The 12,187-nt window shown below is 46.9% G+C and carries 11 protein-coding genes, 1 other RNA gene, 1 pseudogene and 1 riboswitch; of the genes and pseudogenes, 11 read left to right on the forward strand and 2 right to left on the reverse strand.

Annotated elements, in window-relative coordinates; all coding sequences use genetic code 11:
* Positions 1-18: 18 nt before the first annotated feature.
* Complete coding sequence (locus tag ACKU41_RS01440; protein WP_319781179.1) at positions 19-192, reverse strand: hypothetical protein; 174 nt, start codon at positions 190-192, stop codon at positions 19-21.
* Positions 193-730: 538 nt separating this feature from the next.
* On the opposite strand from ACKU41_RS01440, the gene ACKU41_RS01445 reads away from it, so the two are divergent.
* Together ACKU41_RS01445 and ribB are read left to right on the forward strand one after the other, a co-directional pair.
* A complete protein-coding gene (locus tag ACKU41_RS01445) occupies positions 731-1,282 on the forward strand; it encodes a hypothetical protein (RefSeq protein WP_319781177.1) in 552 nt (183 codons plus the stop codon).
* 99 nt (positions 1,283-1,381) lie between these two features.
* A riboswitch (FMN riboswitch) is annotated at positions 1,382-1,534 on the forward strand.
* 104 nt (positions 1,535-1,638) lie between these two features.
* The gene (ribB, locus tag ACKU41_RS01450; RefSeq protein WP_319781175.1) at positions 1,639-2,292 is read left to right on the forward strand and encodes a 3,4-dihydroxy-2-butanone-4-phosphate synthase; all 654 of its coding nucleotides are present in this window, start codon (positions 1,639-1,641) and stop codon (positions 2,290-2,292) included.
* Between the two features lie 150 nt (positions 2,293-2,442).
* On the opposite strand, the gene ACKU41_RS01455 is transcribed toward ribB, so the two are convergent.
* Positions 2,443-2,844, reverse strand: a complete 402-nt coding sequence (locus ACKU41_RS01455; RefSeq protein WP_319781173.1) for a cupin domain-containing protein — start codon at positions 2,842-2,844, stop codon at positions 2,443-2,445.
* Between the two features lie 231 nt (positions 2,845-3,075).
* Between ACKU41_RS01455 and ffs the strand changes: the two genes are divergently transcribed.
* The 9 genes and pseudogenes from ffs (at position 3,076) to ACKU41_RS01500 (ending at position 12,187) form a co-directional block, all read left to right on the forward strand.
* Positions 3,076-3,171, forward strand: an RNA gene (gene ffs, locus ACKU41_RS01460) — signal recognition particle sRNA small type.
* Between the two features lie 149 nt (positions 3,172-3,320).
* A complete protein-coding gene (locus ACKU41_RS01465; protein ID WP_321403632.1) occupies positions 3,321-3,791 on the forward strand; it encodes a rhodanese-like domain-containing protein in 471 nt (156 codons plus the stop codon).
* Entirely contained in the window at positions 3,791-4,204 is a 414-nt protein-coding gene (locus ACKU41_RS01470; RefSeq protein WP_321403634.1) for a MauE/DoxX family redox-associated membrane protein, read from the forward strand. Before ACKU41_RS01465 ends, ACKU41_RS01470 begins: the two co-directional genes overlap by 1 nt.
* 198 nt (positions 4,205-4,402) lie before the next feature.
* Positions 4,403-4,780: a hypothetical protein gene (locus ACKU41_RS01475; RefSeq protein ID WP_321403636.1), complete on the forward strand. Its 378-nt coding sequence runs from the start codon at positions 4,403-4,405 to the stop codon at positions 4,778-4,780.
* 427 nt (positions 4,781-5,207) lie between these two features.
* Positions 5,208-6,527, forward strand: a complete 1,320-nt coding sequence (locus ACKU41_RS01480) for an agmatine deiminase family protein (RefSeq protein ID WP_321403639.1) — start codon at positions 5,208-5,210, stop codon at positions 6,525-6,527.
* A 138-nt stretch (positions 6,528-6,665) separates the two neighbouring features.
* A pseudogene (gene tnpA, locus ACKU41_RS01485) lies at positions 6,666-6,901 on the forward strand (IS200/IS605 family transposase); the annotation flags it as partial.
* Between the two features lie 99 nt (positions 6,902-7,000).
* Positions 7,001-8,278, forward strand: a complete 1,278-nt coding sequence (locus ACKU41_RS01490; RefSeq protein WP_321403641.1) for a dicarboxylate/amino acid:cation symporter — start codon at positions 7,001-7,003, stop codon at positions 8,276-8,278.
* A 35-nt stretch (positions 8,279-8,313) separates the two neighbouring features.
* The gene (locus tag ACKU41_RS01495; protein WP_321403642.1) at positions 8,314-9,870 is read left to right on the forward strand and encodes an ATP-binding cassette domain-containing protein; all 1,557 of its coding nucleotides are present in this window, start codon (positions 8,314-8,316) and stop codon (positions 9,868-9,870) included.
* Positions 9,860-12,187 carry a substrate-binding domain-containing protein gene (locus tag ACKU41_RS01500; RefSeq protein WP_321403644.1) on the forward strand — a complete coding sequence of 776 codons (2,328 nt, stop codon included), beginning with the start codon at positions 9,860-9,862 and terminating at the stop codon, positions 12,185-12,187. The genes ACKU41_RS01495 and ACKU41_RS01500 overlap by 11 nt, the downstream gene beginning before the upstream one ends.

Here is a 12,187-nt window from a genome sequence, read left to right on the forward strand (position 1 = left end):
GAGATTGAGGCGCAGGACTTAGTCCTGATTGTCTTCCGCTTTAGATTCGGAAGAGCTGTTTCTTTCCTGTTCATCCAGAGACTTGACCATGGCGGCAATGTGCTTGCTCACAGAACGATACTTTTGAGGATTGTTCTTTTCCAATTTTTTAAAAGCTTCTGGAGTCTCTTCTATAGTGCTGTGTTTGTTCATAAAAACCTCCTGTACGGTTTAGCCTTGGCTACTATCGTCTTGAGATTTTCCAGCCCGAATCAACAAGTGCATAATACACTATTTTTAGTCTTTGTCCAGATCTCATTAGTGAGTAAAAAAATCATTAAAGTTCGTCTCTGTGATTACCGGAATATTTGTCCTGTCTTTGTAGGTGTATAATGTATATCTCATGGTATGTGAATTTTGTAACAAGGGTGTTGTTTATGTTAATACAATACCAATTTATGCACTTAGTACTTTACAGAATGGAAAAGAACAGAATTATATTGCTTAAACATTACGGTAAAGAAAATTTTTTTCAGTACATCAATAGCGTAATTTAAAGTTGCGTGTTGAATATTAAGGTTTTATCTTAATCCGTGAAAATCATTGTTTTATGTGGATAAGATCAAAATTTTGTCGTATGCAACAAGTCAGGTGCAAATTGTAGTTCAACCGAAAATCACGATTGTGGACTGGATCATTTTTATGTATCAGTCGTTTCACGAATCTAGACAAGCCAACACTGGAGGAAGGAATGAGTAATCCTAAAGAGTTTATCTTATATAGTGGCGGTGCTTCCGGCACTGAAAGTGAGTTCGGAGTGAATGCTGAAAAGTATGGCCTGCAGGAAGTTAACTACAGTTTCGAAGGTCACCAGAATGCCCGTAAACGCGGCCTGCGTGTGCTCACCGAGAAGGAGCTTGAAAGCAAGGATGTCAGCCTTACCTATGTTTCCAAGCTGATGAACCGTAGCTTTACCCGCGCCCCTATTTTTCGCAAAGTCTTGCAATCCATCTGCTGGCAGGTGAACAGCGGTCATGAAATTTTCATTATCGGCAGTATCCTTGAAGACGGCACCGTGAAAGGTGGAACCGGCTGGGGTGCTGAATTTGCTAAAATCTGCAATAAGCCCTTGTATGTATTTTCTCAGGACTCGAATAAATGGTTCTGCTGGGAAAAAGAAAAGTGGGCGGAGTGCGCTGACCCTAAAATCACTCACAGGCACTTCACAGCAACCGGAACCCGTTTTCTTGAGGACTCCGGCAGAAAGGCTATAGAAAAACTTTTTGAAGACAGTTTTAAATAGCAGTCTCATTCGTCATGTAATTATTCACCCCGTTCTTTCTGGAGCGGGGTTTTATTTTGCCCTTGACTAAAGGGTGGGTTTATCAGTAGAAAAAAATATCTTAATTCTCAGGGCGGGGTGAAATTCCCCACCGGCGGTGATTCTTTATATTTAAAGACAGCCCGCGAGCGCCTTTTCAATCGGTGAGAAGGGTCAGCAGATCCGGTGTGATTCCGGAGCCGACGGTTAAAGTCCGGATGAAAGAGAATGAGACAGTCATACCGCAGGTGGTCTTCCCTACACTTGCGCGCTGTTCCTTTACGGGCAGCTGTCTATTCTATCGCCCTGATTCTGGTAACAATTTATGGAGATTTACCATGAATCAGAATCTATTATCCCAGTATGGTACCCCTGTTGAGAGGGTGGAGAAAGGTCTTCAGGCTTTGCGTGAAGGCCGAGGCATTCTTGTTACTGACAATGAAAGCCGCGAGAACGAAGGTGATCTTATCTTTTCCGCGGAAATGCTCAGTGACGAGCAGATGGCTATGATGATCCGCGAATGCAGCGGCATTGTCTGCCTTTGTTTGACCGAGGAAAAGATTGAGCAGCTCAACTTGCCTATGATGGTCGAGGAGAACTCCAGCCGTTATCAGACCGGGTTCACCGTTACTATTGAAGCCGCCGAGGGCGTAACCACAGGTGTTTCCGCAGCTGATCGGGTTACCACGGTAAAGGCAGCCATTGCTGATGGCGCCACCCCTGCCGATCTGCACAGGCCCGGACATGTATTTCCCTTGCGGGCCCGGTCCGGTGGTGTGCTCGAGAGAGAAGGGCATACTGAGGCTACCGTGGATATGATGACTCTAGCAGGACTTAATCCATGTGGCGTGCTTTGTGAGCTGACCAAACCTGATGGTACCATGGCCAGACTGCCGGAGATTGTTGAGTTCGGCCAGAAGCACGACATACCTGTACTGACCGTAGATGACATAATTAATTATAGAATTCAGATTGCAAAAAAAGCCTCATAATGTATAATTAGGGCAAGAAGCTTTTCAGAATTGACACTATAACTCCTGATTCAAACCGGCAATTTGGATCAACACCGACACTAAATTGAAAAGGCCCGTTGTGATACTGAGCGGGCCTTTTCAAATTGTTTCAATCTTTTATAATTGAATTTATTTCTCGTAAACGCAACCGATGCAGCAGAGGAATGTTGCTTCTTCTGTCTCGCTGATATTGCGCATGCCGTGCGGTTCCATGCAGTCTGAAAAAACAAAATCTCCGGGACCGCAAATTTGGCTTTCAACAACTTCATCCGTTTGCGGGTCGTAAGTGAAACATTCGAACTGACCCTTTTCCACATAAACTGTCTGAAGATAGAAATGGTTGTGGGCCGGAATTTCTCCGCCGGGTTCAACTGTGAAGTGGCGCAGTCCGTATTCGGGCTGTCCGTTTTCATCCTGGCCGGATTTGGATAACCAACGGATGGTTACCCCTTTAACTTCATGGTTTTCGCCTTTGTAGGCTATCTGCTGAACTTTGATGCCTTCAACATCTTTAACATTTTTTGCGTCCATATTATGCTCCGGGATTGAGATTTGTTTGTGCGGTTGAGTTTGCATAGTAAATCAGAAACAGCTGGCGAGATAAAGCTGAATGTTTGCGGTTTTAAATTTCAAGATAAGCGTAGTAGACTTCTTTTTTTAAAGAATTTTTAAAATAACTTTGAAATTTTATCGATAAGGCTTGACAATTTCAGCTGGAATCAATATGTATTTCACCTCGTCGCAACGACAAAAGTTTTTTTGACAGAGAGGCCGGATGGCGGGTGCGCTGTGAACCCCGTCAGGTCCGAAAGGAAGCAGCGGTAACGGTTTATCCCGGGTGTCCGGTCTCGCTGAAAGAAGGGTGTGTTCTTCATGAACACACCCTTTTTTATTGCAATATAATTCTGCGCTGTACTTGCTTTCCCTTTTGAAACCGTGCAATCTTTTCCAAGTTTTGCTGGGAAATCCTGCGGGATAGTTTTAAATTCTAACTCAGGCGAGTCCAAATGAAGTTTGGGAAAATGGCCGGGTTTCTGGTCAAAGTAATATTAATTAGTTTAATCTCCGGCGGATTGGCGGTAGTTTTTAATGATGCACGCCTTAAGCCATATACGTTTACGGAGTTGAATCATCCGCAGCCACCTCAGATAGCTGAAATAAGTACCTCTGAGCTGGTTAAGGATTTTGTTTCCGGGAATTTCTTTTTTGTTGATGCCCGCAGTGATATGGATTTTGCTATGGGACACATTCCCGGTGCCTTGAATATTCCTTCTTGGGCGGTGGGAGAAGAGCTTGCAGGGTTGGTTGCGCAGATTCCCCCGCAGGTTCCGGTTATAGTCTATTGTGACGGTCTCTCTTGCGGTAAGAGTCGCATTGTGGCTAAAAAAATACAGGAAATAGGTCTTAAGAGTATTTCTGTATATGTTGAAGGAATAGACGGCTGGATTGGAGCCGGAATGGATTTGGAGGCGAATTAATGAGTTTTAGATCACTATCCCGTATTTTTTTGGGACTTGTATTTATAGTCGCCAGTCTGGATAAAATTATCGATCCGCTTGCTTTCGCAGAAATTATTAAAAATTATCAGTTATTGCCTGAAATAATGATCGGTCCTGTTGCTTTTTTTCTGCCGTGGCTGGAATTTGTTTGCGGGGCAATGCTTGTCTGTGGTGTGTTCATTGATGCTGCTGCAGTCATTCTTGTAACCATGCTGCTGGTTTTTATTGCAGCTTTGTCTGCGAATCTTTATCGCGGAATAGACGTAGCTTGTGGTTGTTTTTCAACAGATGCTTCCACTGCCTCCAATATGCAGATGACAATATTACGGGATGTAGTCCTGCTTATGTTGGCCGGGCTGTCTTTGAAGCTCAGGAAGTCGGATATAATTTAACCTGATTGATATTTAATCTTTTTTTTAGGCCGCATTTATGCGGTCTTTTTTATTGAAAATCTGCAAATGTGAAATTGCGGGAAAATAAAAACAGTAATTCGTCAGAGTTTTGAATGATCTGTTTTTCAAATACAACAAATTAAAATATTCAATATACTTAAATCGTATTTATTTATGCTTTTAAACAGTAATCCAGCTATGGTAGTTAAACTGAAAGCCAGCAGTAAACCTGAATTACAATTCAACAAACTCATGACGGAGCTACGCACTATGAAGCTTAGACCATTGGGAATAACTAAGGACATACTCGAGAGTATCGGATTGAACATTACCCATACATATGACGATCTTGTTTTTGTGGAAAACAACCCTTTTTTAATTCAATTTGATGATGAAAATCCCAGCTACCTTAAAATTTTTTTCCACGCTGACTGCACTGACGAAGCAGTTTCCGAGATTGAAAAATTATTGATCGATGCAGCAAGTAAACGAGATTTCTCAATTGCAATTAGTGGTCGTTTTGACATGGAGCAAAAAGAAGGCACAGAGGAAATTGAATTAAAATTTCTCACATAAAAGTGACCCAGGAACTTTAAATCATATCATAATAATATAAAGAAATCCCCTGAACTGAATCGCCCCCCATTGGATGAACAAGGTAAGATAGCCCCTTTAGGCTACGAACCTTTCACCTGATGGGGAGCTTTCTTATGTCCATGGCGGACTTAACTATCGGCTCCGAACAGCCATGTAATTTGTGCCACAAAGACGTAACTGTGTATCGTCCAATTTGACTGTAGCTCCATATGTAACCTTAACCCGGAAGGCATTACCTGCATATTACATGAATGTCCTCGAAAATAATTTTTCGGGGCATTTTCATTTTTAGGGCTGACTAGGCTAGATGGGATGTTTTTTTGAATTTTAATTCCACCCATATAATTATCAAGCTCGACATAAATCATTAAGCCGGGTTATTGAGGAAACAAAAGGAGGAACACTTATGAAAAGAAATAAATGGATGTGCTTTGGTCTACTGCTGTTTATTCCCTGCATGTTTGGCTGTTGGAATAACGTGTCGGCGTCAGAGTTGCGGAATCAGGATGTTAATGAAAAGGCTGTACAGGCAGCGGATTCCTTTGTGTTGCCTGGGGAGTTTGAGGCTATTGAATCAGTGTGGCTGGCTTATCCTTGTTACGATAATTTGGCTGGGCGCCCGATATCTGAGGTTCAGGGGGCCATGATCAAGGCATTGGCACCAAATCACTACATTGATCTGCTTGTACAGGATGAGGACGACCGTGCAAAAGCTGAACAATGGGTTGCATCGTTAGAAATACCCGAGGGAAAAGTGCGTTATCATTCCGTCCCGCATACCGATGTTTGGGTTCGGGATATGGGGCCTATTTTTCTTTCCAATAGAAAGGGGGGGCTTCGAGTCGCAGATTTTGGGTTTAATGAATGGAGCTACAGCAACCCCACCGACCCGGACGCGATGGAGGACGAGCGCGTGGACCGTCTGGTTGCGCGTGATTTGAAATTACCCATTGTTCGTTCTTCTTTGATCAGTGAAGGCGGTGATCGCGAGTCGAACGGTCGTGGCACATTGCTCACCACAGAGGCTGTAGAACTGCAGCGTAATCCAAGCATGACAAAGGAACAAATTACCGACGAGCTTAAACGCGTTTGCAATGTTCGAAATGTCATCTGGCTGAAGCAGGGTCTGGCTGATGATGATCTGACGTATTATGGACCGTTGCCAAATGGTAAGCTGCCGGTGATGACTACCGGCGGTCATATTGACGAATACGCACGTTTCGCCGACCCGCATACCATTCTACTTGCCGAGGTTTCGGAGGCCGAACGAGACGAAGATAAAGTTGATGCCATCACCTATGAACGTATGGAAACCAACTATAATATTCTCAGCCATGCTGTGGATCAGGATGGGCAACCATTTACTATTGTACGAGTCCCTATCGCTGAACCTATTGAAGTAACCGTGACCGACAAAGATCCGATTTATCAGAAATTGGCAGAATTGGAGTACGTAAAAGGTTATACATTCAAAAAAGGCGAACCCGTAACCATCGTTTTGGCTGCCAGCTACATGAATTTTTTGGTTGCTAATGATGTTGTTTTGGTCCCGACCTACTGGAAGGAGGGGCGTAGCGAACGTATGAAAGAAAAAGATGCACGGGTGCAGCAAATTTTTGAAAAGGTATTTCCCAATCGCAGAATAGTCCGGATTAATCCTGAAAATGTAAATGCCGGTGGCGGTGGTATTCATTGCATTTCTCAGCAGATGCCGAAAAGCCGCTAATCCATAGCTGTACGAAGTTATGTCTATTGGAAAATCGGGAAAAGTTTTGGCTGGGATTGCGGTTGGTCCCTGCAAATAATCTGTGGACCTATTGCCGCTATTTTTACATTAGTCCTCTGGAACTCTCCAGCTATGTTGCAGGAAGGCCACTTATGCAACGATCATGTGCGTATGTTGTTAATATCCCTCCCAAATATTCGGTAGCCCAAGTTGTTGGTTTTATAAAAGGTAAGAGTGCAATTCACATTGCCCGTGAAATCGAAGGTCGAGCACGCGTTTACGCGGGGCAAGGCTTTTGGGCCAGAGGATACTTTGTTTCTACCGAGGGTCGTGATGAAAAAGTGATTCGGGAGTACATTGAAAGCATCATGTGATATTGGTGGGAGATGGGGTGCAGCTGCAAGAAGGGGTTATTGAGCGTTTTCCTTTGAATCATATAATAAATATATAGCAACTGATTTCAAGGAGGAAAAATGTTATCCTGGTATTTCAAAACCAATTTGCTGGTCCGGATAATAGTCGGACTTATACTTGGTGTCGTGGTCGGGTTGATAATGGGGCCGCAGGCTGAAATTTTCTCCCCGGTGGGGGATATTCTGGTCCGTTCATTGAAAATGATTGTGATGCCGGTGATCATTTCCACAATCATCGTGGGAGCAGGCAGCGTAACCCCCAGTCAGTTGGGAAAGGTCGGTGCGAAATGCATGGGAATTTATATGCTGACAACAGCCTTTGCCGTAGTCATAGGTTTGTTTTATGGTAATCTTTTTCATCCCGGCAAGGGGCTTGAGCTTGCTGCCGGCAGTGTAACCCTCGCCCCTATTCCTTTCAATGAAACCTCCTTCTGGGATGTCCTGATCATGGTCATCCCCACTAATCCTTTTCAGGCCATTGCTGAAGGCGATGTGCTGGCAACCATTTTTTTCTGCATTTCCATGGGAATCGCCATTTCCATCCTGCGCCACAGCGAGGATGAACGTATCAAAAATGCCGGTGATTCCCTCTTTTACCTGTTTGAGGGGCTGGCCGAGGTTATGTACATCGTGATCGGCTGGGTATTGGAATATGTCCCCATCGGCGTGTTCGCCCTCATTGCCGTTGTTTTCGGCTCGCAGGGAGCCGGTGCTTTTGGCCCATTGGGAATGGTTGTATGTGCAATTTATATTGCTTTCGCCACCCATGTTCTTGTGGTCTACGGGGGCGGACTGCTGTTTTTCGGAGTAAACCCTATTGTCTTTTTTCGTAAAATAAAAACTGCCTCCATTGCCGCATTCGTAACCAGAACAAGCAGCGGGGTGCTGCCCATCAGCATGGAAGTTGCTGATAAGGAGCTGGGAGTGGACAAGGGAATTTATTCTTTTTCCCTGCCTCTTGGAGCGACTGTCAATATGGATGGCACTGCAATCTATCAGGGAGTATGCGCGCTTTTTATTGGATTTGCCATTGGTGAACCCCTGACATTCAACCAGCAGATGACCATAATTGGAACTACTGTTCTGGCTTCGCTAGGGACAGCCGGTATTCCCGGATCCGGGGCAATCATGCTTATGATAGTCCTGAATTCCGTGGGATTGGATGTTACGCCCGGCTCACCTGCGGCATTGGCTTACGCCATGATTTTCGGCATTGACGCTCTGCTCGATATGGGCCGCTCCTGCACAAACGTAACCGGTGACCTTGCCGTTACCTGTGCCATTGCCAGTAGTGAGAATGAAATCAATCGTGAATGCTGGAGTAATATCTCAAAGTAGATGTTCAACCCATGAATACCGGGAGAAAACAGGTTATGAACGCATTACTTGAGATGCGTGATATTGTTAAGGAATTCCCAGGAGTAAAGGCTCTTGACGGGGTTTCGCTAACAGTTGAAAACGCTGAGATACACGCAATCTGCGGAGAGAACGGAGCAGGCAAATCAACGTTAATGCGCGTCCTGTCCGGGGTTTATCCGCAGGGATCGTTTTCCGGGGAAATCCTTATTCAGGGCAGCCATGCCGATTTCAGGAATATCCGTGACGCTGAAGGGGCCGGTATCGCCATCATACATCAGGAACTGGCCCTGATTCCGGAGCTGTCCATTACCGAAAACATTTTTCTCGGCAATGAGGTCGCGGAAAAAGGAATTATCGATTGGCCGGCAGCCACTTCCAAAGCCCGCAAGTTGATGGACAGGGTCGGGCTGCACGAAAATCCGGATACCCCGGTCAAGAATCTCGGGGTGGGCAAGCAGCAACTGGTGGAGATAGCCAAGGCCCTAAGTAAGGATGCCAGACTACTCATTCTTGATGAGCCGACAGCGGCTTTGAATGAAGATGATTCAGAGCAGTTGCTGGAACTGTTGCGCGGCCTTTGCGCAAAGGGAATGACCTGCATTATGATCAGCCATAAATTGAATGAGGTTCGGGCTGTTTCCGATGCAGTTACCATCATCAGGGATGGGCGGACCGTTGAAACCCTGCGTCCCGGGGGGGCTGAAAAGGATTGGCTTGATGAAGACAGGATCATTCGCGGCATGGTCGGAAGGGCTCTGACATCCCGCTTCCCGGAACGAACGCCGGATATAAAAGATGTATTTTTTGAGGTCAGGGACTGGACTGTGCGTAAACCGGATGTCCCTGAAGTATACGCCTGCAAGAATATGGATTTTTCTGTCAGACGCGGGGAGATAATCGGGTTCGCAGGGCTCATGGGGGCCGGGCGCACAGAACTTGCCCGTTCCATATTCGGTCATTCCTATGGAATCTTTGAGCGGGGGACAATTCTCAAGGACGGCAGGGAGATCGCGCCGCGCACGGTTGCAAGGGCTATTGCCGAGGGGATGGCCTATATCTCGGAAGACCGAAAAAGTCTGGGACTTAACCTGCTGGACGACATCAAGACTTCCATCGTTTCCGCCGCGTTGCAGCGCATAGTGCACATGGGCTGCCTTGACTTGAAGCAGGAGTTGTCCGTAGCCGAAAGCTACCGCAGTTCACTGGATATCAAGTCAGCAGGGGTGGATGTCAACGTTGCCACACTTTCCGGAGGAAACCAGCAGAAGGTTGTTCTCGGCAAATGGCTGTTTACCGATCCTGATCTGCTCATCCTTGACGAACCGACCAGAGGCATCGATGTCGGTGCGAAATACGAAATCTATAAACTCATTTTTCAACTGGCGGAAGAAGGCAGGGGTGTGATTGTCATCTCCTCGGAGCTTCCTGAACTGCTGGGGCTGGCGGACCGGATATACACAATCAGGGAAGGTGAGATCAGCGGAGTTTTGGACAAGGCCGAAGCCGATCAGGAAAAACTGATGCGGCTGATGACCACTTTCACGGAAAAGGAGATGCGCAGTGGAAAATAGCAAGAGTCTTTTTACGGGCAACATCAGACAGTTCGGAATGTTGTTCGCACTTGTGGCCCTGACGGTCTTTTTTCAAGTCAAAACAGACGGACTGGTCCTGACTTCCGCAAACATGCTCAACCTGCTTAACGGAAATGCATATATCCTTGTGCTGGCCATCGGTATGGCACTGGTTATTATTGCCGGACATATAGATCTTTCCGTAGGTTCCGTAGCCGCCCTGACCGGGGTAATGACGGCCATTGCCTTGCGGGACTGGGGATTTTCCCCGGTGCAGGGGGTGATGTTTTGTCTGGTCATGGGAGCAGCTATCGGCGCGTGGCAGGGATTCTGGGTGGCTTATGTGGGCATCCCGGCTTTTGTGGTTACCCTGGGTGGTATGATGCTTTTCAGGGGGGCCAACCAGCTTATCGGACAATCAAATACCATACCGGTTCCCGCTGATATTCAATTTCTGGGTGCGGGATATCTTCCATCCATAGGTCCGGATACCGGTTTTAACAACCTGACCCTGATGCTGGGGGCTGCGGCAATACTCTGGCTTGTTGCAAGTACACTGATATCCCGGCGTGCCGCCATCCGTTTCGGTGGTTCTTCTGCTGCTCCGGGGCTGGATATGCTTCGGATCGCAGGTTTAAGTGCGGTAATCCTTTTCGCCACCTATCTTTTCGCCAGCGGACGTCCCGGTACTTCCTTTCCCTTTCCTGGCCTGATCCTGCTCTGCCTGACCCTGAGCTACAGTTTTATTACCAAACGTACTGTCTTCGGTCGCCACATCTATGCCGTGGGCGGGGCATTGCATGCGGCGGAGCTTTCAGGGGTCAATTCCAAACGAATTGTTTTTCTGGTCATGGTTAATATGTCGGTCCTTGCATCGCTTGCCGGGCTGATGTTTATTGGCCGGGCAACAGCCTCTGGTCCTTTTGACGGAATGAACTGGGAGCTTGATGCCATATCCGCCGTATTTATCGGCGGGGCGGCGGTAAGCGGCGGAGTAGGCACGGTTATCGGTTCGGTTGTTGGCGGATTGGTCATGGCCGTGCTTAATAACGGATTACAGCTCATGGGCGTGGGGGCTGACCTGACTCAGGTGGTCAAAGGTCTTGTTCTGCTTTTGGCCGTAGCTTTTGATGTCTACAACAAGACGCAGGGTAAACCTTCTCTGCTGGGGTTGATCTTTCGGTCACATGGCGCAAGTGGCGGAGCAGGGGCGCGTAAACCGGCCTTTGCAAGACCGGCGGTGGTTGCGATTACGGTAGCAGTGATTGCCGGATTGGGGATAGCCGGTGCCGGGCTGTTTGGTAGCGGGAAGGATTTTACTGATAATGCCGCAGTTTCTCTTGCAAAGGGAGATTTTGTAGGTGTGGCCATGCCTCAGAAAACTTCTGAAAACTGGGTGCTGGCTGAGAAGGAATTCAAAAAAGCCCTTACCGATGCCGGACTTCGTTATGATGTGCAGTTCGCAAATTCAGGTGTGGCTGAGCAGCAGAACCAGATTCTTACTATGGTCGCCAAGGGTGCTAAATATATTGTCATCGGAGCTATTGATGGGGCGCAGATAGGCTCTCAGGTTAAGGAAGCAAAAGAGGCCGGAGCTAAGGTCATCGCTTATGACCGCATGATCAAGAATTCCGCTGATGTGGATTACTACGTGGCTTACGACAATTTCCAGATAGGGGTCCTGCAGGGGCAGGCATTGCTGGAGGGATTGAAAAAATTGAAAGGCACGCCTCCATGGACGGTGGAGTTGATCGCAGGTTCCCCGGATGATTCCAACAGCCTGATATTTTTTAAGGGAGCGATGAGTGTCCTCAAGCCTCTGATTGATGATGGCTCCCTGATCATAAAATCAGGTCAGACTAAATTTTCTCAGGCCTCGACCCAAGGCTGGAAGGCGGAAAATGCCCAGCGGCGTATGGATACCATTCTCGCTGGTACATACCGGAATGGTAATCTTGACGGAGTGCTGGCACCCAATGATACCATGGCCCGGGCCGCCATCACCTCGGTCAGGGCGGCGGGCAAGGATCTACCGGTGGTGACAGGCCTTGATTCAGAGGTTGAATCCGTAAAATCCATCATGCGTGGAGAGCAATATGCAACTATAAAAAATGATAGCAAGAATTTGGTCCGTGCTACAGTTTCCATGGTGGACGCGCTCAGCCGAGGTGAAAGTCCCGAAATAACCGACACTACAAATTACAATAACGGTGTGAAGATTGTACCGGCCCTGCTGCTGAAGCCTCAGGTCGTGACTCTGGATAATGTGCATGAAGCATTTAAGGATGATCCCGTTCTGAAGGATGTTGTTAAATAA

Source organism: Maridesulfovibrio sp. (assembly GCF_963678865.1).
Taxonomy (GTDB): Bacteria; Desulfobacterota; Desulfovibrionia; order Desulfovibrionales; family Desulfovibrionaceae; genus Maridesulfovibrio.